A 24,254-nucleotide genomic window follows, 5' to 3' on the forward strand; every position below is an offset into this window, starting at 1 on the left:
GCATACCGATTGAGGAAAAAACGGTGCGCGCGTCCCTTTCAAGTGGGCTCAGCTTAAAGAGCCCTCTTTCCTATGCCTGATCCGGGCTCACATATAGCTGCTTCTCAAGCATGATTTCATCTTCCTTGACGAAGCCTGATTTCCCGTAAGCACGGATCGCCGCATCATTATCGCAGCCAGTCAGCACTTTAATGGTAGCGACGCCCTGCGTACGCAGCTGCTCTTCAATGCATTCGATCATCATCCCCGCAAGCCCGATGCCCCGGGCCTGTTCCTGCACGTACATTTCCGTAATCTCACCCAGCAGCTCCTCATAGCAGAACGACGTGTAGGTCTGCGCGCAAGCAAAGCCGACCGGTTCATCGTTCAGAAGGGCAATCACGACGATCTCGTCTCCATGCTGCAAGCGCCGCTCCACGGTAGCGACAGGCATCTTTCCCCCATTAAATTCATCGTTTAAGTTAACCAGAGCCGGCGCATCCGAGCTTGTGGCCAAACGCACCTTTGGTACTCGATTCATGAAATCCACTCCCAACGTTTCCCGAAGTCTTCTGAATGCAAGAATCCCTATTAGTATACCATCATTATCCAGTCCAGCCCACGAGTGATTCATCCGTAATTAACAGAGGCATGAAAAAGGTCCTTGCTGCACCAGGCAGCAAGGACCTTCATTGTCATGACCTTGGTTATACGGCGGTTACCGAAAACATCAGACCGGAATACAGAAGGATAACGGCAGCCATCCCGCTGAGCAACCCTTCAAGAGCGCTCCGGTTTTTGCGAAAGGCCCGGATCACGTTCCATAGAAGCACCAAGCCGATCCCTAGACTAACGATCCCGTACCAGCTCCAGCCAAAAGTAAGCGAACCGGATGCATACCCCGGGTGAAACCATTCAAAGGTTGGTGCCGGTCCGTATACGACGAGCGTATCGACAACCTCGTGAGGTGCCGGCTGCTGGTTCATGTATCCGGTCACGATATACACCAGTCCGATCAGGATTCCTTCGCACTTCGCCCAGCGCTCCGGCTGGAAGGACCGGTCTCGGGACAGCTTCCGCTTCACCAAATACCCGTTAACGAACCCGAACACGAGCAGCGGCAGAATCAGGATATGCTTGACCAGCAGCGCTTGCCCGTAAGATAAAGCCCAGCTGTTTACAGGGTCCGGCGTGACGCCTGTCATCAGAAACAGACCTGAACCAATGACGGTGATAACGCAAATGATGGCCATCGGGTGGAACCATCTCAAAAAGGCGTCCCAACGGTCCAGCGCCTTGCCGAAACATCCCGCAAGCAGCAGGGTGCCCGACCATATCGCCATGGCCGTAAAATGCCCGAAGAAGGCCAGCTGCCCGGCGCTTTCGAACAACGATGCCGCATGATTAAAAGAGGACATCGCCGCCGCTATGCCCAGCAAAGCAACAGGCATCAGCCAGCGAAGCATCGACCCCGGGTTCCGCCGCACGGTTACCGTCAACACGGCCATCACGATGGAAAGCACCAAAATCCATGCATAGCGCTCGCCTTCGCTGAATTTGAACATGATGCTGTTGAAGGACTGCCAGAATCCGATGTCATCCTTAAAGAACATAATGATCTTGAGAAGCGGGATAAAGCTGCATGCCGCCACCGTAATGGAGGCAGCCGGTCCCAGCCAGGCCGGAACGGACACGCCAGGCGTGCTGCTTCTTGGAATCAGTGCCATGACGGTCAGTCCTGCAAGAAGAGCATAGGCGAAATACAGCAGCGGTTCGGTTATCCAATAGTAAGACATTATTTTCTCTTGCGCGAAGCTTTAATAGCGAAGTAGGCCGCAATAAATACTACGATAACAACGACTACAATCCAAACCGTCGAATTTCCGCCTTCGGATTGCTTCGGCTCCCCGTTATCTGCTTGCTGCTCGGTATCCGCCCCGTTATCTGCTTGCTGATCCGTATCTGCTGCGCTGTCCGTTTGACCCGCGTCAGCTTCTCCATTCGAAGCCGTGCCGCCATTCGTTGATGCATTATCGGTACCTGCTGCCGCATCAGGAGCAGGCTCTTCTTCCAGGACAGGCTCTTTCTCGGGAGCATCCACTTGAAAGGAATAGGTTCCGTCGACCGGATGTCCGTCGCCGCCTACAATTTTCCATTCCACGGTATAGGTTCCGGAAGGAAGCGGTTCGTCAACCGCTGCGGACAACGTCTTTCCGCTTACCTGCGTTCCGGATAGCTGGACCTCTTCCCCCTTCTCGTTCTTCACTTTGAGCGTGCTTAGATTCTCGTCTATATTCTCATTGAAAGTAAGGCTGAACTCCTTCACGCTTTCGGTGAGCTTGGCATCCGCAGCCGGGCTGCTGGTCTCTAGTTTGGAATGGGCCCAGGTTGCTGTAGGAAATACCAGCACAAGCAGGAGACCCAACGTTAATAAGAATGAGGTCTTTAATGATTTCAACATGCTAATCTCCTCCACACCACGTATCTTAAATTTTAATCATCCCCATCATAACAAAGAGATTATCCTAAAGCTATCGAGTAATTTGTGAACGTTCTTTACCTGATCGGATAGGCAGGGGCAGCCCGCATTTTCCCGGCCAACGCCGTATCTTCGTGAACAACAAGAAGGCCACCCGAATCGTTCGGATGACCTGATCATAAGAGAGGTAGCCCTTAATGGCCATTGACATCGGATATCCTCCCATCAATTACTGCACCTGCTTCCGATGTAGCTGTTTCCCTTAGAAAGTATTCGACTTTTTCGACAATCCTCTTCTCTATTGCCTGCATCGTATTCTTAAGTTCATCTTATATAGCTACTCTCGCTCATACCAATAACCCGGTATACCGGACGTTAGCCTCATCAGCGCCTCCAGATAATAATAGTCGCCCCAGACCATGTAATCGTCGGGCCCCATGCCTCCTCTTACATAATAGGAGCCATGTTTGATCAGCCCCTCCTCTTCAGGCTCATGCATTGTGGAATACGACCGGACAAGCGAGCTCATCGATTTCTGCACCGCTTCGTTCAGCAGCACCCGGTCCGCGTCCCCTTCAGCGAGAAACTCCATTATTTCCAGCATACCGCATGCGGCTATAGCCGAAGCCGAGCTGTCACGCGGAGTCCCCGGCTCGATCGGCACATCGAAATCCCAATACGCGACGTGATCCTCCGGCAAATGCTGAATAAAATAACGAGCCGCACGCTTCGCCGTTTCCAGATACAACGGATTGCGGGTGTACCGGTACGACAGCGCGAATCCATAGATCGCCCAAGCCTGTCCGCGTGTCCAGGTAGAACCGTCATGATAGCCTTGATGCGTTCCTCCTCGAAGCGGCGTGCCGTCGGACTGATCGAAATAAAAGGTATGGTAGGAGGAATCGTCCCCGCGCATCAAGTAGCGACGGCTCTTTTCTGCGTGAGCTATGGCGGCGTTGAAGTACCGCTCCTCTCCGGTCTGTTGGTGTGCCCAGTACAGGAGCGGAATGTTCATCATGCAGTCGATAATGATGCGGCCGCCGTTCTTCTCGTCTCCCTTAGGCCCCCAAGCCTGGATATACTGCCCGCCTTCCCGGAAACGGAGCATCAGGTGATCCGCAGCCTTCAGCGCGAGCTCCCTCCCCTCATCCCGGCCGTCCACGATCCATGCGGCCAATGCGGAAGGCAGATACAGAAAGCCGATATCATGATGATCCAGATGCTTGCGTTCCTGCAGCCTTATTTTAAAATCATCCATCTGCAGAAGCGCTGTTTCCTTAAAGAACGGGTCCTGCGTGTGCTCATAGCACAGCCAGACCATCCCTGTGTAGAAGCCTTCGATCCAATCCGTGCTCTCCCCCCACTCATAACGCTGCTCCTGCGTGATATGCGGAAATTTCATCGGGTGTCGTTCCAGATTTCTTCTCGTCTTCTCAACCGCATCGCGAATCGCTTGCTCCCACATAACCTAAAGACCTCCTATTCTTTGATCGCGCCGATCATGACGCCCTTCACGAAGTATTTCTGTAAAAATGGATACAAGAACAAAATCGGCAGCGTCGCCACCATGATGGTCGCATATTTGATCGTTTCGCCCACCGGCATCCGATCGCCGCCTCCGACGGATGTCATCATGCTGTTCGTGTCGTTCTGGATGAGGATCTCGCGCAGGATCAGCTGCAGCGGGAACAAATTTCGGTCTCTCAAATAAATAAGCGCATCAAACCATTTATTCCAATGCCATACGCCATAGAACAAAATCATGACGGCGATGACTGGCAGCGATAGCGGAATAATGACGCGGAACAGAATCGTCCAATCATTGGCCCCATCGATCCGTGCAGACTCCTCGAGTGCCACCGGAACCCCCTGAAAGGCCGTACGCATAATGATCAGATTCCATGTCGTCATGGCGCTGGGAATAATGAGCGCCCAGTACGTATCCAGCAGGCCGATATTTTTTACGAGCAAATATTTCGGGATCAGTCCGCCGTCAAAAAACATCGTCAGCACGATCAGCATCATGATGGTGCTTTTCCACATGACATTTTTCCGGGATAAGCCGTATGCGCCCAGCGCGGTCATGAAAATGTTCAGCGTCGTTCCGACAACCACGTACAGCAGCGTGTTGAGATAGCTTCGGATAATATTCGGATTCTCAAACACCATCCGGTAGGAGTCCAGCGAGAAACCCTTGGGCCACAGCAGAATCCCGCGATGCTGAACGAATTCGGAGGGCGTGCTGACGGATGCAAACAAGACGTACAAAAACGGATACAAGGTCACGATGGATAACAGGCACAACAAGACGACGTTGGCCGTATCGAATAGGATTTCACTCACAGATCTCGAAGTTCGCATGCTTCCCCTCCCTACCACAGCTTCGTTTCGGTAAATCGTTTGCTGAGGTAATTAGCCCCTATAAGCAGTACAAAATTGATTAAGGAATTAAACATGCCGACCGCGGCGCTGAAGCTGTAGCTCGCCTCCAAGATGCCCTTGCGGTAGACATAAGTCCCGATCACATCCGCCGTTTCGTACGTGACCGGATTGTACATAATCAGTATTTTCTCATCCTGCAGCGCCATGAAGGAACCGATCCGCAGGATCAGCAAAATGATCACCGTCGGCATGATGCCGGGCAGCGTAATCATAAGCATCTGCTTCCAGCGTCCCGCCCCGTCGACCTTCGCCGCCTCATACAGCGACGGATCGATGTTCGATATGGCTGCCAGATAAATGATCGAGCCCCAGCCGATTCCCTGCCATATTGCAGACGAGGTATATATGGTGCGGAACCATTCCGGCAGCCGCATGAATGATATCGGCTTGCCGCCGAAATAAGCGATCAACTGATTGATCAGCCCGTCAACGGACAAAAAATCCACCAGCATGCCGACGACGACCACAACCGAGATAAAATGCGGAATATACGTGATGGACTGAACCGTCCGCTTGAACATCCGATTCCTCACTTCATTGAGCAGCAGTGCCAGCACGATCGAGGCCGGGAATACAAAGATCAGGTCATAGAGCCCCAGGACGATCGTATTGGTGACGACGCGTTCAAAGAAGAAGCCATTGAAAAATTCAATGAAATGATCGAAGCCCACCCAGGGGCTGTTCCATATGCCAAGTCCGGCCGAAAAGTTTTTAAACGCGATTTGCAGGCCGTACAAGGGCCCGTAATGAAATACGGCATAGAATGCCACCACCGGGAGCAGCATGAGATAAATCACGGAATTCCGCCGGAAATCCCTTGCTGCCCTGGTCCTGAAGCTTTCTTTTTTCACCGGTCTGACGATTGGGTTCATCTCCTGCTTAAGCTGCAATTTCAGCCCTCCCCTGACTTGGAAATAGAACCATGCGGGAGACAAGCGCCAATCCGGCTGCCCTCCCGCATGGCGAAGCATGCCCTAACGGGCTTAACGGCTGTTGAAACGGTCCAGCGCCGCCTGCTGGATCTTCACCGCTTCCTCGATCCCCATACCCTGAATCGTCTCGACGAACTTGTCGAATCCGCTGATCGGCTCCACGCCCATAATGAATTTGTTCACCATTTCCTCGTAATAGGTGTTTACATCGTTCATGATGGATGCATACCGCGTGCTCTCTTCAGCCGTAGGGGAAATGACCGGCATCAGGCGGCTGTTGTCCGCCTTCATCCAGGTCTCGATCGCCGCTTTCTGCTCAGGCAGCGCGGAATATTGCTCGATATACCGGCGGTCCTGCACGAATGGACCGGAGTAGCTCGCCAAATTGTATTTGGCCAGCGCTTGGGTAATGGACAGCCCGTCCGGATTCTTCATCACTTCATCCGTATACGTCGGGTACCCGTCCTTCTTCTCGTAGCTGACGCCTTCGACGCCGAAGTTAAACAGCATATGCCCTTTTTCGCCGTATTTGTAATCGAGCCATTTCACCGTTTCGGCCGGATTTTTGTTGGCCTTCGTAATCGCTGCTCCAAAGCCGTTATACGCCGAGTCCTTCTGACCCAGAATCGGCATATCTCCTTTCTTCAGCACGACGTTTGGCGCTGCCGCCAGCTTGACATCCGGATTGGATGCCTTCATTAGCTCGGTATAACGGCCCAAACTGCTGCCCATGTAGCCCGAGAAAGCACCCACTTGGCTGTTCGTGACCTTTGCGTCCTTCAGTGTGGCGTCCGTGGCGGCAAAATCTTGATCGATCAGCCCTTCGGCATACCACTTGCTCATCGTTTCCAGATAAGATTTGAACTCCGGCTGGATCGGACCGTACTTCACCTGACCATCGACCTGATAAAATCCGGTCGTAATTCCCCACGCACCCACGAAAGCATGGTTGATCCCCGTCATGTCCAGGTCAAGCAGCAGCGGGATTTCATCCGCCTTCCCGTTTCCGTTCGGATCGCCCGTCTTGATCGCCTTCAGAACCTCATACCATTCATCGATCGTCTCCGGGACCTCAAGCTTGAGCTGGTCCAGCCAATCCTGCCGAATAATGAGCCCGTTGAACGTCAGCAAGTATTCGTCTCCCCGCAGGAACGGGAACACGTATATATTGCCGTCATCGGTCGTAATGAGCTTCCGGTACTCCGGGGTGTCATTCAATACCTTGGTTAAATTCGGCGCATGCTCCTCGATCAATTCATTGAGTCGGATGATCGTGCCATCCGAGATCGCCTTATCCGGACCGCCGGATACGTTTGCCCACCCATACTCGATGACGTCCGGCAAATTGCCCGAGGACACCATAATATTGAAGGCATCCGCTTCCTGCCCGGCCGGAGGGTGCTGGAAGGTGATTTTGGTACCTGTCGTCTTCTCCAGTTCTTGATAGGCAGCGATGCCATTCATGTCCTGCATGGTCGCGGAAGCGTTTGCATTTAATGTCACCCAATAAGTCAGCTTGCCGGGATAACCGACCTCACCGCCGGATGCAACCTCCTTGCCTTGTTCGCCTCCCTGCTCCTCCGCCCCGGAGCCTTTACCGCTGCAGCCGGCGATCATCGCCACGATTAAGATCAAGATCGCCATTTTTGCCGTACGTTTTCGAATGGTTCCCATAGTCGACGCCTCCTTTTTTTGAATGCATGATTTTCGTTCAGCCTCGGGACAGCTCTGCCGCCCTTGCCTAATATTAGGGAGAAAGCGCCGGGATCGTACATCATACAATTTCAATATCGGTAAACACCAATTAAGATTCGGCATGATCTTTTCTTAATGTGGATGATAGGGAATGCAGCGTTTCCTTATATTTTCCGGGCGTAATCCCTTCGTATTTCTTGAATACCCGGATAAAGCCGACGTCGCTGGTATACCCGACTGATCGGGCGATCTGCGAGATGGTGCTCCCCGCATCCTTCATCATTTCCTTGGAGCGCTCAATTCGGATCTTCGCCAAATAATCGGTCAGATTCGAGCCGCTGTTCTTCTTGAAGAAAGCCGATAAATACGGCGGCGTAATATTGAACTGCTCGGCAATGGATGCCAAACTGATCATCGCGTCGTCGTGGTGCTCGATAATGTATTTTTTAATTTTTTCCAGCAGCAGCGTTGAGGAATCGCCCCTCTGCTGTTTTACATACAGGCAAACCTGATGGAACATAAACTGCATCTCCGAATACAGCTCTTCCAGAGAACCCGCTTCCGTCATGTTTTCAATGGGCTTTGCAGGCGTCCCCAAGATATCCTCATACTTTAAATTCAAAGCATTCAGCAATTTAAACAAGGTGCTGAGCAGATTCGCAAACAGCAGCCGCCCATGCTCCGGGGTAATCTGCTTCCCTGTAAAGTTGTTTTCATACAGCTGCTGAATGATGTCCTTCGTTTTCACCGCGTCCCCGCTCTTCATCGCATTGATCAGCTGGATTTCCGTTTCGATCGGAAAGTCATAATACACCTCCGCTTCCCGTTTCATTTCTTCATAAAACAGAATAGGTTTATAGGCTGTAAAGATCGAGTACTCCAGCGCTCTTACGCTCTCTGCATAACAGCTTGGCAGCTGCCCCATCCCTGCATGGATGCTGCTGATTCCGATCGTGGTCACCGTCCGGAAGCGCTGCTCGATGACTCTTTTCACCTGCTCGGCCCATTCATACAGCTCAACTCCTTTACCGCATTCCTCAGGAACGTTCAGAATAATGGCGACTTCGTTCTTCTCCAGCTCAACGGCGTAGGCAGCATAACCCGGCATCTCTTCCGCCACTTTCCCGGTCACGAATCGGATTAACGCCCATTCCCGCTCACAATCATGATGAATAAAGCCGCTTGCGTCCCGGAGCTCAATCAGCGCCACGGCGAAGCTTGAGTGCGGGAAGGTTATGCCCATGAATGAAAGGGACTGCTGCGAAATATCATCCGTATCGACATGCCCCTTTAACAGGCGAAGCAGGAAATTCGCGCGGATGGCCGGCGTCTGCCTGAACAGCTGCTCTTCCATCTCCACCTGCTTGCCGAAGGAATCCGCCATGGTGGATTTGATAAACTCATATTCGTTTCGGATATTCCCTCCTTTAGTCGGATGGGATTGCCGGATAAAACGAATGATGTCACGAAGGGGATGATAAGCCCGATAGGTCATATATGCGCACACGATAATTCCGGCAGCCAGACATAAGGCCAGAACACCGACCGCCATTCGCTTGACCATGATCACCTTCGCCATAAATACATTTTCGGGAACAAGCGATACATACTCCCAGCCGTTACGAGCTGAAGTGGTAGACACGGTCATCATCCCGCTCTCCGAAGCTGATGCCCCGTTAGCGACCTCACTCCTCTCACCCGCACTGAGCAGGACCTGCCCCTCCGCATCCTTGATGTAGATCGTGCCGTGATTCGCTTTCACGATCTCCTCAAGCAATCCCATGATTTGCCGTTCTTCGATGAGAATCACCAAAGCGCCCTTCGGGGTGCTCTTTTCCCCGAATGGAAGCGTTTGCAAATAGGTTAGCATTCGTTTCTTGTTTAAGCCCTTGCCGACTTCGGTTACCGGGAGAAAGCGATTAAAATGAACGCCGTGAAGGATATCGTCCTGAAACTGCTTATACGTTAAATTGGGGTAGCCGTAGATTTCCGAGAACAAAATGGATGAATTCGTTTTGAAGCCCGGGCTCACCACCGTATCGCTCTTCCGAAGATACACATAAAAATCCGTTATGAAGCTGCTGCTGTTCCGATAACGCTCCAGCTCCTTCATAAAGCTCAAATAATCATACCGTTCCTCAGCGGTTTGGAGCGTTCCAGACTTGAGCAGGGTGTCCAGCTTCGGATGCGATGAAGTATTCCGGGAGATCAGATGCATCTCATCCAGCCGACCGTCCACCACTTGCTTAGCCTGTTCAATCAGGGCCATATTGGCGTTGTTGGCGTTCTCGACCATGATGCTTTCGATTCTCGTATACAGCCCTCCGAATACGATCACCGGAATGAGCAGCACTACAAGATAGGACAGGAGCAATGTAACAAATACGGACGTACGGCTCGATCGTTCGGCTTTCAATCTAGTTGGAAATACTCCCATCTACTTTCTTCCCTCCAGTTCGATTTGAATGATTCATGATGACCACATTAGATTAATTCCATCATACTGGAATTAATTTTCATGAACAGACTTTCTTGAAAAATGTTAATCGATCACGAAATCGTATCATTCCCGCTGGAAGGCGTCTTTCGGCAAGCGGGATGCCGCACCATTTCTTTACGAGGATTATGTAAAATCCTTACGGGAATATAAAAATACTATAGGAGGGTTTTATACAAGAGAGAATGGCGCTAATCATCCATGCATTCAGGCTAGGGCTTTAGAATCCCACCGCTGACCATAAAAATAAATGCAAAAAGAGCCCGTCCCCAAACAGCAAATTCCGTGGGTAGGCTCCCTCTCTTTATCCATTATCATGGCTCATATATCATTTTACGTGTCATTCCGCCGTCGACGACCAGATGTGTGCCCGTGACGAAATCGTTCTCCGGATCGGTCAGATAAAAACATGCTTTCGCAATATCGGATGGAACCCCGACCCTGCCGGCCGGATGCTGGCTGTGGTCTTCCGGGCGAAGCTCCTTGTAGCTGCCGGTCTCGATCCACCCCGGACTGATGCAGTTCACCCGGATTCGTTCCGGTCCCAGGCTGACCGCCATGGCATGGGTTAATGCAACGATCGCCCCCTTGGATGCGGCGTAAGCCTCCGAGTTCGGCTCCGACATCATGGAGCGGGTGGAAGACAGGTTGACAACGGCACCGCCACGGCCGGATTTCCTAATATGTACAGCCGCTTCCCGGGTAGCCAAAAAGCAGCTTCTTGCATTCGTGTTCAGCACATCCTCCCAATCCTGGACGGTCAAATCAAAAGGCGACTTGAAACGCGAAACCCCCGCATTGTTGATCAAAATATCAATTCCGCCGAACTGCTTTACCGCTTCATTCATCAGATGGCGGATATCCTCCTCCTTGCGGACATCGCAAGGTACAAAGAGCGCGGTAAATCCCTGCTCCCTCAAGGCAGCTGCCGTCTCCTCACCGCGCGTTTCATTGATATCGCTTAATACGACCTGCGCGCCTCTGGAGGCATACGCTTCCGCCAATCCGCGTCCGATACCGTTTGCGGCACCGGTTATGATCACCGATTTATTGTTAAATTTCATGCGAGCTCCTCCTTTATCTCCTTCATTATATACCACAGGAGGAGCCCGACTAAAATCCTTGCAAATTAGGTTTTGTGATGCCCATAGCCTCGGACGGTATCACGATTCGACTTCGGATGCCGGACGAAGCTGTAATAGCGGGTCCCCTGAAAACGCAGCAGTCCCTCATCCCCTTCCGCACACATGCCGAATTCCTCGCCATTCACGACAAACTCCATCCTGTCGCCGCTTTCGACTTCGAACGTTAAATAATAGGTGGTTCGAGTACGGCTCGACATCGCTTCATCTGTATGATGCGTATGCTTCACTTCGGTCCGCTTGCTCACAATTTTAGAATCGACGGTTAGCAAAGGCTGTCGGTTGTTCTGGCTCCATTGCAATATTCCTTTCCCTGCCGACAGTATAATAATCCCGATGACGACGATGAAAAATATGGGCATAACGCTGCCGAAAAAATCGAACATCCACTCCGATCCCGATCCCATGCGGCTCCCCCCTCCACCTTGTCTTGAAATATGTATATGCTTAGACTCGGACAATTTAACTCCTTCGAAAGGGAAGTTTTAGCGAAAAATTTAGGAAAGTTGTCCACCAGAGAGCGTTGTTCGCGTCGCTTTTCGATATCCCATATAAATAAGGCTTCACCGTCACGGATCTCCCGCCGGTAAAGCCTGGCTTATTCATGATTATAGACCTTGCCAAGATACCCCGCCATCCGTGCTCATCATCAGACGGGAGCGTTTCTTGTCTTCCGTTTCAATCAGGAGCCAGCCGACGTCTGATGAAATAAACTGCATTTTCACCACTTTCGGGTACTTTTTCAAATTGCTTGTCAACAGCTCATCCCTTGGATACGGCTTCCAATTCCGGCCCATATCGGTTGTATGGTACACGATGCCGTTCACCATTGCCCATCCGTCATGCAGTCTGCGGAACACCGGTTGGATGCTGCCTTTGTTCGGATCCCCCGTCATTGGGAACGAAACCAAATTCCATGACCTCCCAGTATCGGCTGTAAAATAACCCATGTACTTAGGGGCATCTTTGACCATGCACACAACGGGGATATAGACCTCTTCGCCAACGAAACCGAGCGCTTGGGGCGTACCTGCATAGACCGAACCGCAGCGGTCGAGCGAATCGCTCTGGAATACCTGAGCGGAAGATTTCCATTGACTCCCGCCGTCGCGTGTGATGTACAGCTTGGACGATTGCAGCTCCTGCACCGTTGCAAACCCGACTTGAGGATTGGTGAACCTCATGCCGATCATGGAGCCTGTTCTTGGAATCACCGTTCCCGGTATACGGGTTCTTGGGTACTCTGTATTCTGCATAACCTCATGCCATACGATCCCGTCGTTGGTTCGATACAGCAGCTTCTCCTCCAAGCCTTTGGAGGAACTGCCTGAAGCCATGATCCAGCCTTGCTCTGAGGACACAAAGGATAGCGCCGTCACGATGCCGGATTTAGGAAGCGCCGATATTTTCCAGCTCTTTCCCCCGTCAGAGGTGTGAAGCAGCACGGTCTCCGTCGAGCCCTGCATGTTCCGTATGATCCATCCGTGATCCTTATCGGTAAATACGATATCTTTCCCATACACCAGCTTGCTGCCGAATTCGACATTGGACGAAGGCGAGATGTCCATCCACGTTTCACCATAATCCTGCGTCTGATAGAGTCGGAGCGAAGCGTTGGTGATTCCCCAGGCGATGCCTGTCGTTTCGCTTAACAGGTGAAAGTCGGTCAGCCGGGTATGTATCTGGTATTTGCTCTTCTCCTCCGGAGCTTTCTGGCTAGTCTCCGGCGTTACAAGCGTAATCACCTGTCCTTCTTCTTCCGCTGCATCCTGCATGATCGGTTCAGGAGGTCCTTCTGTCGAAGGCTGCTGTTGTTTTTTTACCGGCTCCGAGGTACATGACGCTAACATGCATACAATGAATGCCAGCGTGCTAAGCCGCAATAGAAAACGTCGTGGTCTCAAAACGGTTCCTCCTCTTCCATACCACTAAGCCAGGTTGCGTTTCTTCGACATTATAACATATTCATTCGATCAGATAAGTACAGATCCGGCTTGCAATATTTACAATCCTGTAGCTTTTTACGGATATTGTTCGTCAAGATGCATAAGGGAGCCCTCGGATTGGAAAACTTTTGAGGTGCAAGAAACCATATCATGCCCAGGGGGTGATTTTCGTGGCAAAACCGGACAATCGCGAAGATAACGTAGAGCATCTGCAGGATGCCGTGCAGAACACCATTGAAAACTTCCGCGAAGCTGAGGACTATTTGGAAGAGTTCGGCGATGAGATTCCTGCCTCGGAGAAGGAGCAAATCGAGGATCGCAATGAGCGCCGCAAGAGAAGCATCTCCGGCTTCCGTGAGGAAATTAAAGACGAGGCCGCCCATCAGGGCGAATAATCGGGATGTTGCCATAAGAAAATCAGGAGGTTCGCTTCTTATGCGCCTCCTGATTTTTTTGTAAATACATGAACCTTCCTATAATCGGGTAAATACCAGCTTCATGCCGATGATGGTGAAAATGCACCCTCCCAGGATGTTCATCCATTCGCCAAAACGCGATTTCGATAGAAGCCGCTGGCTGAATGCCCCCGCAAAGTACGCCAAGATCCCGAATATCAGACCGGTCAGGATGAGGAACATCATGCCTAAGATAAAGAGCTGTAAACCGGCATGACCTTGCTTATCATTGACGAACTGCGGAAGGAAAGAGAGAAAGAAAATCGCCACCTTCGGGTTCAGCACGTTCATGAGAAACCCCTTTAAGATCAAATTCCGGCCGGATTCAGGACTGCCTTCCCGAAGACCGATCGGATCCTTCCGGTGCTTAAACGACTTATAGGCAAGATAGAATAAATAACAGGCGCCCGCGATTTTAAACAGCGTAAACACCGTCGCAGACGTTTTAATGATGATGGATACGCCGAGCGCAGCTGCAAGCGTATGTACGATATTGCCTAAGCTCAAGCCGATGGCGCTTAATATGCCGGCCCTTTTGCCGCTGGTCATGCCCTGCGTAACGGCAAACAGCAGATCCGGACCCGGCACCAGGATAAGCAATATCGCCGATCCTAGAAACAGCATTAAAGAAGTGATGGTAAACATATATTCGGTCCTCTCTCTATCATGTTGAGCTGCGATCCTGCCATGGAAAGGGTGAATCGATCCCCCTGCATTGAATGATTACGTTATTTAACCACATCATATTTTAACACAGGAGCGTCATGACTGGCGGGAAAAATGATAAATGGAATCATTACTGTCCTGGGCCGTCTGCATCATCCGGTAAAAAGAGCCTGCATCAGGCAAGGCGCTTCCCGCTTCCCGAGCAGACTCTCCTATTCGTTATTCGTTTTCAATCAGGATAGGGCAAAATAATGATGCCCTTATAACGTTCCAGCGCCTTCGGCTGGTCTGTTATAAAATGGCGAATGGCCTTGACCCGCGCTTCCAGCTCAAGCTGCTCCGTGGTTCCTATTTGGACCGTGGACGCGGACGCGACAGACAAGACATCGACACGATTCACACGGATCAGATTATGCTCTTGGATGACGTCCATATCTACATCCGATGAGTCCGGTAATTTCGGGATATCTCTCGTAAAAATAGGGTAATCTTCAAAGCGGCCTTCATCCTCGTAAAAGACGGGCACCTGCCGTTGTACGGCGAGTGCCTGTGTATACGCATGAAGATCCTCGGATTTACCGCAAATACATGCCGAGCCGTCCGAGATGTTAATGATATGCATGTTCTCCACAAATACGTTTCGCTTCATGGAGCGGATCCCGATGCTAACGGTACGAGCGGACTGACGAGCAACGACTCCGATGGCGTATCGTATATCGATGAGCTGTTGATGATTTTCGTATCTCCGATTAACAGCACGGACGAGCTGGATACCGCGGTTACCCGGATGGAGCCCACATGCAGCTCCTTATTGATGACTGTCAGCTTCATTCCTTTTCCACTTCCCCTGCACTTGTTGAAGATGCTGATTGATTGCGTAAGCAATCTCCTTTTTGACCTGCTGCGCAATGGTTTGCTTCATCAGCACGGCGTCCGGCTCTTCGCCGCTCCGGCCGTATTGGTCCATATATACCTTGATGCGTTCCCCGACCTGTTTGCGAATGTCCTCGAGAATAATGGAAAGACTAGTTCCTGCTGAATCGACCGGAAGCTTTTTCAGACTCCGGTCAAGCTCCCCGGCGATATCATTATCCAGATATTGCGTAACGTCTTCGTAAATATCGGTATATGCTGCGCTTCCGCCATTGCCCCCTTGCGGCGGGACCAGAGATTGACCGTTAACCTCAATATCCCCTTCCGGCTTGCCGCCTGTAGGCATGACTCCGATATTCAATGTTCCTTCCAGCCTCTCGATTTTTAATAAATCAAAATGATATTCAATCCGGTCGGCAGCACTCGATTTGGACTGGCGCAGCGTATCCATTTCTGTCCTCAAATCCTTCACCATTTGCTCGATCCGACGTAACTGCTCCGCTTGGAGTTGAAGACCGTTCAGCAGCTGCTTTAAATGATACGGGTACATAGAACCCCCTCCCCTGCAATTGTATGCAGGGTGGAATCGCGTCATTCTTGCCTGTACAATCCTTCCTCGGGAGCAGGCAGGGGAACGATCGGGCTGGCGTTATCGATAGGCTCGAACTCTGGCGCAGGTCCGGTAAAACCACCGGTATTATATATATTGGATAAGGCTCTGATTTCTCCCGCAGTCCCAATCTGGAGCACGGATGAATTCGTTACGGCTTCCACGCGCAGTTGATGAATCGTAATGCTCTGATGAACCGTCACATTCACAATGTATCACAACCTTACTAAGCATTCGCGGAATCGATAAGGTCCGGATCCACCGTATTTAAGCTGTTGCCCTGGTTATTCGCGATATTGAGACCGATATTGTCGCCGGTATTGAACGAGTTGGAGCCCGAATAGGTTTTCGCGGAGCTGTTCAATACAATAGCACCGGTATTTCCAACCAAGACCGTAGAACTGGGGCCCACGTTAACAATCTTCATATTACCGATAATCGAAACCACAATTCCACCTCTTTAATCAGAATCGTCCTTAAATAGGTTATGTAGATATATGCCCAGATGTCACTGCGACCTTCATTCGCCCATACAATGAATCAATGGCAAAAGGGGGTGAAGCATACTTGAGCTCCAAGAATCGACGTCCCGAATGGCTGACCCAGGATTCCTTCTTCAGCAGCAACCCGTTTCCGTTCAAAGACTTGAACAATCTGAGTGAAGACGTTCAGCTGGATGCGGCCATGATAGAGGATTATGTAAAAAACACCATCAATCAGGCTATATCAGGAAATGATATTCTCTCGAAACCGTCCGAGCTGCGTTATGAAACCTTTGATACCCATAAATTCCTTGTTGTGAAATGCCATGTTCCCATGCGCATTCACCCTGAGAATTTATGGGTGCAGGTGAACCGGACACATATTAAAATCAATGGACTTCCGAAAGAGCATGTCCAGATCATTCAGCTTCCTGCGCCCGTGCAGCCCTCACAAAGCATCGCTACGTACAAACAGTCCTCCCTGCAAATCAAAATGCCTAAATTGAGCAGCGGACGCTATCACGACGTACAGATCCGGTTTCTATGATTGTTCGGGAGCAGCGAAATGCGCGCCATCACCGTCAAATCGGGCCATTACACCGATGGCGCGCAGCAAGCTGTTTAATATGGGGTCTCTAACCCCTCCATTTAAAACATGCTCGATATGCATTAGGTAAGATCTAATGGCGGGAAGTTGTGGAAAAGAACTAGGGAGAGAGAAATGCTTTTTTCTATTGTGAATTTTTCATATGGTGAATTTATCAGGTTGTTTCTGTTCAAAATCTACATCCTATCGCTCCGGACCGGTAGCAGTCGATATGCCATTCGTTTTTAATTGCGTTGAGATCGTGACGCGACTCGTTTTTTGCTGCCTTCGCGAATACCGTGTTGACTTTGACATTAGTGCCAAGGTTTAGAATAAGACCGGATGACACATATAAGGAGGAACATCTAATGGTTAACGAATGGGGATTTTCCAGCCCTATTGGCAATGATTCAGAACGGCAAACGAAAGAAGCCGTCTCGGTGCTCGGACTTGGGCCTATGGGTCAAGCGCTCGCAGGCGCCTTTCTGAAGAACGGTCATCCGGTGACCGTATGGAATCGCACGCCCGGCAAATCGGATGAACTGACCCGGCAAGGGGCTGTTCTTGCGGAATCCGTGACGGATGCAGCAGCCGCAAGCGAGCTGATCATTATCTGTGTGCTCGATTATAATGCCGTGCGCTCCATTCTATCACCGGCTGTGGAAGAACTGAAAGGCCGAACCGTCATCAATTTGACGGCAGACACGCCGGAACGGGCCAGGGAGATGGCCGGCTGGGCATCTGCCAACGGCATTGATTACGTGGATGGGGCCATTATGACGCCAACCCCGACCATTGGCGAGGCCACGGCTGTCATTTTATACAGCGGCTCGGAGGATGTATACCTGCGGCATAGGCAAACATTGGCCAGCTTGGGAGGAAAGGCGTCTTACCTCGGCAGCGATCCCGGGCGTGCGGCCGCTTACGACATTACCTTACTTAATCTTTACTGGACGGCCATGAACGGTTATATGCATTCGCTTGCCCTTGCACGGGCCGAGAACATTGCAGCCTCTGATCTGGCTCCTTATGCCCATGGTATCGTAGCGATCATGCCTGCCATCATGACCCAACTTGCAGAAGAAGCCGACCGCGGCGTCTATCCAGGGGACCGCTCGAACATTATCTCTGCGGCTGCCTCAATGGAGCATATCACGCACGTTGCGGAGCATCACGGCCTTGACAGCAGCATACTTGGTGCGGGACTGACAGTCGCCAACAAGGCGATTCAGGCAGGGTTCGGGGAGGAAGGCTTCTCGCGTCTCGTTGAGTTCCATAAACGGTGACGATGCTCTCGAATCAACGCTCTGAATGGAGGAAAAAAAGCCCGAACGGCGTTTTAAACGCCGTTCGGGCCTCAATTCATAACGCCGTAGCCGGCTTCGGACATGCGGTCCTCCGCCATCTGCGGCACATCGTCTTTCATCCGGTTCATCTCGCCGATTTTCTCCTCAAGCCTCTGCTTGACGGCAGCGAGCCTTAGAATCCTGGCATTAATTTCGTCCAGCTTGTCTTCGTAGAAATCCATCATCTCTTCGCAGTATTCATATACTTCCGAATAATCATCATTACAGTCCAGAACCTCCGCGATTTCATCCGTCGTCAATCCCATTCCCAAATAGATTTGGATGGCCTTGACCCTTTCGACCGCGTCCTCATCAAACTCCCGGTAATCATTATCCAGGCGCTTCGGGCGAATCAGCCGTTTCTTCTCGTAATGGCGTATCGACCGGGCGCTTACACCTGTCAGTTTAGACAGCTGGCTAATTTTCATGAAGAAACCTCCTCGGTAAACAGGGATTCCCTTCCATTATAAACCTTGACACTAGTGTCAAGGTCAACGAATATTTTGCACTCTTAGCCCACAACGAATAGGCAAGTCAACCGAGTGGCCCAAAGGTCGGCTCTTGACTTGCCTATTCGTTGGTTCCGCAGCTCGGATCAGCCTTTAACCGCGCCTTCCGTCAATCCCTTTTGAATATATTTTGATATGAACAGATACACGATAAGCACCGGGATGACAGTCAAGGAAACGGCGGTAGCCATCAAGCCGAAGTCCGTCCCGTATTGGGAGCTGATTTCGTTAAGGAGCGCCACGATCGGGCGAACATTCTCCTTGTTTACGAAGATCAACGCCGAGAAGAGATCGTTATAAGACCACATGAAAACAAATATACTTGCCGATGCAAATACGGGCTGAGAGATCGGCACGAAGATCTTGGCAAACATCTGCCACCGATTGCAGCCGTCCATAAAGGCGGCTTCCTCCAACTCTTTCGGAATGGTGGACATATACCCCGCAATCACGAGAGTGGCAAAGGTCAGATTGCCAGCCGTCTGAGGGAAGATTAACCCCCAGTACGTATTGACGAGACTCGTTTTGATCAGAAGCTCGTACACGGGAACGACCGTTGCAAACGCAGGAATAAGCAGCGTCGCGTACAAAATGGAATAAATCGTTCTCTTTCCTCTAAAGTTGAATCGGGATAACACGTAGGCGGCTAATCCCCCGAGCAGAAGCACCAGAAATACGGTGCCGAACGACATGATCAAGCTGTTGATATAGCTGCGCCCGATATTGATACGGTCAAACGCATTTTGATAATTTACGAACACCGGATCCCAGGAGATGGCAAAGGAATTATTCATAACGTCCCTGGAAACCTTGAAGGAGTTGTTGACGATCCAGAACAACGGATAGATCGTTGTTAAAGACCATAGGGTCAATACGATATACATCACAGCGGTGCTTATTTTAAACCGACGCTTTTTCACTCGCTGCGTTTTGTGTTCAACGACGATGGTTGGCTCCATAACTGTACACCCCTATAATGCTTAGTATGTAATCTCATCTCTCTTCAGCAATCGGTTAGCGATGACCGCCAGCAGGACGCCGAAGACCACCATATAGATCGCCACGGTCGAACCGTAGCCGAAGTTCTGGTCTACCATGGCCTTTTTGTACATATAGGTTCCGAGCACCTCGGTCCCATTCTGGCCGCTCGTGATCACCCATACGAACTCGAACACTTTCAGTGTACCGGTGATCGCCAGTGTGATCACAACCTTGATATCGCTCATAATCAGCGGAATGGTCAGCATCGTCGTTCTCTTGAAGGCCGATATCCCTTCGAGTTTTGCTGCCTCGTAATAGTCCGAAGGAATTTTGGACATCGCTGTGAGGAACAAAACGAAATAAAACCCGACATAATGCCATACGGTCGGAATGGATACCGCTTTTAACGCATTCTTATCATCCAGCCACAGCACCTTCTCGATATCGAACTGGGCAAGCAAATTGTTAAGCAAGCCGAAATTGTAATTGTAGAACAGGACGAACAATAGCGATATAGCCGTACCGGAAATGACGACAGGGAAGAAAAAAACGGTCCGGTAGAATGATTTCAGCTTGGAAATATTGTCAACAAGGACGGCGAGCACGAGGGCAATACCGACCTGGAACACGATAACATACAGCATGATTTCTAATGTATGCAAGGTTGCCGCGCCGAGCAATTTATCCGTGAACAGTCTCTCGTAGTTCGCCCAGCCGACAAATTTCTTGTCGAAGAAACCGGTGGTCCGATAGAAGCTCAGGTACAAGCTCTTAAAGAACGGATAGTACAGGAAGATTGTCATGATCGCTACCGCAGGCAATAAAAACAGTACGATATACTTTCGATCACCCTTCATTTTTCATCACCTTTGAGGTTATTTTGTGCAATTCTCTCGAAATGACTACGCCGCCCGAATGAAAAACAACAGGGGCGGCGTTTCGTCACTTATAATTCTACCGTTTCTACAAACATGAATTATTTTTTGTTGGCGTCTTCAACCTTTTTCGCTTCGGCGATCGCATCTGTTGGCGATTTTTTGCCCTCAACGACTGGCTGAACGCTCGCACGCAGATTGCTGAATGTTTCCTGCGACACTTTGCTGTCTACCGGAGAGCTGATCGAATTCGCCTTCGCTGCCATCGCGAAGCCGTCAAGCGCAACCTGCGGCAAGCCGGTTACTTCAACGTCAGCTGCAGGCGTACCGCCGTTCGCGGAAGCGATTTTTTGAATGGTTGCCGGAGAAGTCAGATGCTTCAAGAGCTCAACCGCAGCATCCTTCTTGGCTGCATCATCATAGGTTTTCTTCGATAGATAGAAGCCGGATCCGAAACCGCCGACGATATCGTTGCCGCTGCCGGCGCCGCCAGGGACAGTCGGGAATGGCACGACGGTCGAATTGTCGCGAGTCTCGTCGCTCCAGCCGCCGACAGCCCAGGATCCTTCCAGAATCATGGCTGCAAGGCCTTCACTGTAGTAGTTTCCTGCCATGCCCAGGTCAATCGTAGCCGCGTCTTTCGGGAACGCTCCAAGGTCATACAGCTCCTTCATGGCTGCATAGCCCTTCTCCCAGTTCGGATCGATACTGTCGATCAGGCCCTTGGCCTGGCTTTCAGGACCGGCTGCAGACAGAATCGTATGCTCGATCAGATAGTGGGATTGGTCAAATGGTACGGATAAAGGAATAATGCCCTTCTTGGACAGCGTTTTCACAGCTGTCGTCAGCTTCTCCCAGTCGGTAGGAAGCTCCAAGCCGTTCTCCTCGAAAATCTTCTTGTTAACAAACAACCCTTCATAGAAACCGGTCAGTGGAGCCGCGTAGATGTTGCCATCCTTCTGTCTTGCAAGCTCCAGCGCATCCGGGATAAAGCCGTTCTTCCAGTCCGGGTTGGCATCAAGGAGTTCGTTCAAAGGAACGACCTTGCCTGCATTCACGAAGCCTTCAGCATCAGCCCCGATGAAGTAGAACAGCAGGTCCGGCTCATTGCCGCTGTTCATATCGGTATTGACCTTCGTTCTGAATCCGTCATCGTTGGCGGACATCGTATCATTCTCGATCTTTACGTTCGGATGCGCTGCCGTAAATTCGTCCAGTGCGGACTGAAATGCTTCACGTGCTGCGTCCGTGCCGCCGAACGTCGAGAACACGCGGAGAGAAACGGGAGCTGCGTCATCCTTCTTATCAGGCGCAGGCGTTTCCGTGTTCTGCTTCTCGCCATCCGCCGCCGGCGTCGTGCCACCGTTGTTCCCGTTGTTTCCGCAAGCGGCAAGGAACATCGTGAGCATCAGCATGACACTCAGAAGTAACATTGAAGACCTTTTCATTTGGAATCCCCCTAAGTATTTTTTCATGACGTATGTATTACTTGCTGTCTACCAGCATTTTAGTCCATGCCTTGTTGGACCGATAGGGGGATAATCATCTTCTGATGGGGGAAATATTTCCAAGGGAATCAAGGGATATCCAATTCATTTCCATTTCCCTCCTGATTGAATATTGCACGGAAGGACTCCTGTTTAGCACGAAAAATGCAACGCTCAAACGTAAATAGGTGAGGCTTGGGTAACCGTGATTGGAGCACAGGAGATAGATACGAGGGAGGTTAATATCGTTTCTATTGTGAATTTTTCATATTGTGTAATATTGGAATAAGTAGATGTGTTGATGTGCTAATATTGCTTAGAACCATGCCGATTCTGACCATAAAAAAAAGCCCGGATCGGGCACGGAAGGCTGACTTTGTCACCATCAATCCCGAATCGAGCTTTTGCGACTAAAATATCGAAATCATTATACTTTGCCGACCCAATCACTTCCGGCAACCTCTTTCCACCGGCTTCGGATCGCTTGATAGGTCTCTTGGGGCAGCATGCCATCTCGCAGGAGCTGCGCATTCTGGTGCCATCGGTCCGGATTGCCCGTACCGACGATAGCCGTAGCGACGCCTGGCGTGCTTAATGTAAACTTCATCGCGATTTCGACGCCCTGCTGCACATCATTCAGAAAATCATAGTTCAATTCCTGAAGCCGCAGCCAATACGGATACGCGTAATCATCCTCGCTTAAACGCTCATGCTTCCAGGCTACATTCGCTATAGGGCGCTTGGCGATGATCCCCATTCCCTGCTTCACCGCCAAGGGGATCGTCAGCTCGATGGCTTCCTGATCCGCGATGTTCACTGAGGTCTCAAAGCTGTCAAAGACGCCGGTCTCAACCGCATATCGGGCGCTCGTCGAATCGCCGCTGTATCCGATATATCGCGTCTTCCCCTGCTCCTTGGCTCTCTGCAGCACCTCGATTACTTCTCCTCGCCGGAGAATTTCTTCAGAGCAGCTGTGGAGATGGACGACATCGACATAGTCTACCTTGAGGCGCTTCAGACTGCGGTCAATGCTTCTTGCAAGCAGCACCGGATCCCAATCCGGATAATCCATCCCTGACGCGTGACCGCATTTCGTAAACAGATAACAATCATCCCGTCTGCCGGCCAATGCCTTCCCGATCAGTTCCTCGCTGTTGCCGTAGCATTCCGCCGTATCGATCATATTCAGTCCTGCATCCATGGCGCTATGCAGCAACCGATCAACCGTGCGCTGGTCGGCCTCCCCGATTTCCGCACCGCCGAATCCCAAAATACTGACAGACATATCCGTGTTTCCAAACGCTCTCCGTTCCATCCCTTCACGCTCCTCTACTGTCTGATCGCAGCATCCGATCTTAAAATTTAACAAAGTTCCATACTTTATTACCCATTATTGAACCCTTTTCTAACAGGGGTCAGTTGGGATTCCCAAATTTTCTAAAAGCCGTAAATGCTCATCCCGCCATCCACAAGCAGCGTCTGTCCCGTCATGTAGTTCGCGGCATCGGATGCCAGGAAAACAACGGGACCGACGACCTCCTCCAGCTTCCCGACCCGCTTCATCGGCGTACGGTCCAATATGTCCTTCAGATAGGCCTCGTCGCTAAGCAGCTTCTCCGTCAGCGGCGTGCGGAAATACCACGGGCCGACCGCATTGACTTGGATGCCGTATTGCGCCCACTCCATGGCCAATACTTTGGTCATATGAATGAGGGCCGCCTTCGTTGATCCGTACACAACCCCGGTTCGAAGCGCGGTATGTCCGCCGACTGAAGCGATGTTGATGATGCGTCCTTCCTTCTGTTCCTTCATGTACCTTGCAGCCGCCTGTGAAGCAACGAAAGCAGATTTCAGATTGGTCTGCACGATCAGCTCCCACTCGTCGTCCGTCACTTCAAGAGCAGGTGTGCGGATATTCATTCCGGCATTATTGACCAGAATATCGATCCCGCCGGCTTGCGAAACGAATTCCGCGATGGCCCCTTCCATCTCCGTTCGCTTCGTTAAATCTCCCGGCAGCACGATGCTTCCACCTTTATTCAAGCTCTGAATGATCGCAGCCGTCTCCTCCAAATCGCTTCGGGTTCTGGACATCAGCCCGACAACGCAGCCGGCCTCCGCCAGCCCGATGGCAATCGCGCGCCCGATTCCGCGTCCGGCACCCGTAACAAAGGCTCTCTTCCCCTCAAGATTGAAGCTTGGTAAATACATCAACTATCCCTCCGTTTGCTGTTTCCCGGTTGTAAATTGGATCGATTGTGTGCACGGTTAT

General features: G+C 51.0%; 26 protein-coding genes. 3 read left to right on the plus strand and 23 right to left on the minus strand.

Annotated elements, in window-relative coordinates:
- Window positions 1–70 precede the first annotated feature (70 nt).
- The 11 genes from NST44_RS23695 to NST44_RS23745 all read right to left on the minus strand — a co-directional run bounded on the left by NST44_RS23695 (window position 71) and on the right by NST44_RS23745 (window position 13,070).
- Window positions 71–520: a GNAT family N-acetyltransferase gene (locus tag NST44_RS23695; RefSeq protein ID WP_251536754.1), complete on the minus strand. Its 450-nt coding sequence runs from the start codon at window positions 518–520 to the stop codon at window positions 71–73.
- Between the two features lie 166 nt (window positions 521–686).
- Window positions 687–1,775 (minus strand): copper resistance D family protein, encoded by a 1,089-nt coding sequence (locus NST44_RS23700; RefSeq protein ID WP_340900765.1) that lies wholly within the window; start codon window positions 1,773–1,775, stop codon window positions 687–689.
- Window positions 1,775–2,440: a copper resistance CopC family protein gene (locus NST44_RS23705; protein ID WP_007130060.1), complete on the minus strand. Its 666-nt coding sequence runs from the start codon at window positions 2,438–2,440 to the stop codon at window positions 1,775–1,777. Before NST44_RS23705 ends, NST44_RS23700 begins: the two co-directional genes overlap by 1 nt.
- 355 nt (window positions 2,441–2,795) lie before the next feature.
- Window positions 2,796–3,923 carry a glycoside hydrolase family 88 protein gene (locus NST44_RS23710; RefSeq protein WP_007130058.1) on the minus strand — a complete coding sequence of 376 codons (1,128 nt, stop codon included), beginning with the start codon at window positions 3,921–3,923 and terminating at the stop codon, window positions 2,796–2,798.
- A 14-nt stretch (window positions 3,924–3,937) separates the two neighbouring features.
- Window positions 3,938–4,819, minus strand: a complete 882-nt coding sequence (locus NST44_RS23715; RefSeq protein ID WP_007130057.1) for a carbohydrate ABC transporter permease — start codon at window positions 4,817–4,819, stop codon at window positions 3,938–3,940.
- A gap of 11 nt (window positions 4,820–4,830) precedes the next feature.
- On the minus strand, window positions 4,831–5,772 hold the full coding sequence (locus tag NST44_RS23720; RefSeq protein ID WP_050954030.1) for an ABC transporter permease: 942 nt from the start codon (window positions 5,770–5,772) through the stop codon (window positions 4,831–4,833).
- Between the two features lie 111 nt (window positions 5,773–5,883).
- On the minus strand, window positions 5,884–7,506 hold the full coding sequence (locus NST44_RS23725; protein ID WP_340900768.1) for an extracellular solute-binding protein: 1,623 nt from the start codon (window positions 7,504–7,506) through the stop codon (window positions 5,884–5,886).
- A gap of 130 nt (window positions 7,507–7,636) precedes the next feature.
- Entirely contained in the window at window positions 7,637–9,964 is a 2,328-nt protein-coding gene (locus NST44_RS23730; RefSeq protein ID WP_213615054.1) for a helix-turn-helix domain-containing protein, read from the minus strand.
- Between the two features lie 374 nt (window positions 9,965–10,338).
- Window positions 10,339–11,088, minus strand: a complete 750-nt coding sequence (locus NST44_RS23735; RefSeq protein WP_213615056.1) for an SDR family NAD(P)-dependent oxidoreductase — start codon at window positions 11,086–11,088, stop codon at window positions 10,339–10,341.
- 65 nt (window positions 11,089–11,153) lie between these two features.
- Complete coding sequence (locus NST44_RS23740; protein WP_007130052.1) at window positions 11,154–11,573, minus strand: DUF2500 domain-containing protein; 420 nt, start codon at window positions 11,571–11,573, stop codon at window positions 11,154–11,156.
- 201 nt (window positions 11,574–11,774) lie between these two features.
- Window positions 11,775–13,070: a WD40/YVTN/BNR-like repeat-containing protein gene (locus tag NST44_RS23745; RefSeq protein ID WP_007130051.1), complete on the minus strand. Its 1,296-nt coding sequence runs from the start codon at window positions 13,068–13,070 to the stop codon at window positions 11,775–11,777.
- A 212-nt stretch (window positions 13,071–13,282) separates the two neighbouring features.
- On the opposite strand from NST44_RS23745, the gene tlp reads away from it, so the two are divergent.
- Window positions 13,283–13,507 (plus strand): small acid-soluble spore protein Tlp, encoded by a 225-nt coding sequence (tlp, locus tag NST44_RS23750; protein WP_007130050.1) that lies wholly within the window; start codon window positions 13,283–13,285, stop codon window positions 13,505–13,507.
- 78 nt (window positions 13,508–13,585) lie between these two features.
- On the opposite strand, the gene NST44_RS23755 is transcribed toward tlp, so the two are convergent.
- The 6 genes from NST44_RS23755 to NST44_RS23780 form a co-directional block, all read right to left on the minus strand.
- Window positions 13,586–14,212: a LysE family translocator gene (locus tag NST44_RS23755; RefSeq protein ID WP_007130049.1), complete on the minus strand. Its 627-nt coding sequence runs from the start codon at window positions 14,210–14,212 to the stop codon at window positions 13,586–13,588.
- A 250-nt stretch (window positions 14,213–14,462) separates the two neighbouring features.
- Window positions 14,463–14,882 (minus strand): spore germination protein GerPE, encoded by a 420-nt coding sequence (locus tag NST44_RS23760; RefSeq protein ID WP_007130048.1) that lies wholly within the window; start codon window positions 14,880–14,882, stop codon window positions 14,463–14,465.
- Window positions 14,879–15,064: a hypothetical protein gene (locus NST44_RS23765; protein WP_007130047.1), complete on the minus strand. Its 186-nt coding sequence runs from the start codon at window positions 15,062–15,064 to the stop codon at window positions 14,879–14,881. Before NST44_RS23765 ends, NST44_RS23760 begins: the two co-directional genes overlap by 4 nt.
- Complete coding sequence (gerPC, locus tag NST44_RS23770) at window positions 15,042–15,656, minus strand: spore germination protein GerPC (protein WP_007130046.1); 615 nt, start codon at window positions 15,654–15,656, stop codon at window positions 15,042–15,044. The genes NST44_RS23765 and gerPC overlap by 23 nt, the downstream gene beginning before the upstream one ends.
- A gap of 41 nt (window positions 15,657–15,697) precedes the next feature.
- Window positions 15,698–15,925: a spore germination protein GerPB gene (locus NST44_RS23775; protein ID WP_040738616.1), complete on the minus strand. Its 228-nt coding sequence runs from the start codon at window positions 15,923–15,925 to the stop codon at window positions 15,698–15,700.
- 17 nt (window positions 15,926–15,942) lie between these two features.
- Entirely contained in the window at window positions 15,943–16,164 is a 222-nt protein-coding gene (locus NST44_RS23780) for a spore germination protein (protein WP_007130045.1), read from the minus strand.
- A gap of 119 nt (window positions 16,165–16,283) precedes the next feature.
- Between NST44_RS23780 and NST44_RS23785 the strand changes: the two genes are divergently transcribed.
- Both NST44_RS23785 and NST44_RS23790 read left to right on the plus strand, forming a co-directional pair.
- Complete coding sequence (locus NST44_RS23785) at window positions 16,284–16,745, plus strand: Hsp20/alpha crystallin family protein (protein WP_007130044.1); 462 nt, start codon at window positions 16,284–16,286, stop codon at window positions 16,743–16,745.
- Window positions 16,746–17,152: 407 nt separating this feature from the next.
- A complete protein-coding gene (locus NST44_RS23790; RefSeq protein ID WP_007130043.1) occupies window positions 17,153–18,070 on the plus strand; it encodes an NAD(P)-dependent oxidoreductase in 918 nt (305 codons plus the stop codon).
- A gap of 71 nt (window positions 18,071–18,141) precedes the next feature.
- On the opposite strand, the gene NST44_RS23795 is transcribed toward NST44_RS23790, so the two are convergent.
- The 6 genes from NST44_RS23795 to NST44_RS23820 form a co-directional block, all read right to left on the minus strand.
- On the minus strand, window positions 18,142–18,558 hold the full coding sequence (locus tag NST44_RS23795) for a MerR family transcriptional regulator (protein WP_007130042.1): 417 nt from the start codon (window positions 18,556–18,558) through the stop codon (window positions 18,142–18,144).
- Between the two features lie 167 nt (window positions 18,559–18,725).
- On the minus strand, window positions 18,726–19,598 hold the full coding sequence (locus tag NST44_RS23800; protein WP_007130041.1) for a carbohydrate ABC transporter permease: 873 nt from the start codon (window positions 19,596–19,598) through the stop codon (window positions 18,726–18,728).
- 21 nt (window positions 19,599–19,619) lie between these two features.
- Window positions 19,620–20,477: a carbohydrate ABC transporter permease gene (locus NST44_RS23805; RefSeq protein WP_007130040.1), complete on the minus strand. Its 858-nt coding sequence runs from the start codon at window positions 20,475–20,477 to the stop codon at window positions 19,620–19,622.
- 119 nt (window positions 20,478–20,596) lie between these two features.
- The gene (locus NST44_RS23810) at window positions 20,597–21,943 is read right to left on the minus strand and encodes an ABC transporter substrate-binding protein (RefSeq protein ID WP_007130039.1); all 1,347 of its coding nucleotides are present in this window, start codon (window positions 21,941–21,943) and stop codon (window positions 20,597–20,599) included.
- A gap of 466 nt (window positions 21,944–22,409) precedes the next feature.
- Window positions 22,410–23,297 carry an aldo/keto reductase gene (locus tag NST44_RS23815; protein ID WP_007130038.1) on the minus strand — a complete coding sequence of 296 codons (888 nt, stop codon included), beginning with the start codon at window positions 23,295–23,297 and terminating at the stop codon, window positions 22,410–22,412.
- Window positions 23,298–23,419: 122 nt separating this feature from the next.
- Window positions 23,420–24,193, minus strand: a complete 774-nt coding sequence (locus NST44_RS23820) for an SDR family NAD(P)-dependent oxidoreductase (protein WP_007130037.1) — start codon at window positions 24,191–24,193, stop codon at window positions 23,420–23,422.
- Window positions 24,194–24,254 lie beyond the last annotated feature (61 nt).

This window comes from Paenibacillus sp. FSL W8-0919 (genome assembly GCF_038003785.1).
GTDB lineage: Bacteria > Bacillota > Bacilli > Paenibacillales > Paenibacillaceae > Paenibacillus_AQ > Paenibacillus_AQ lactis.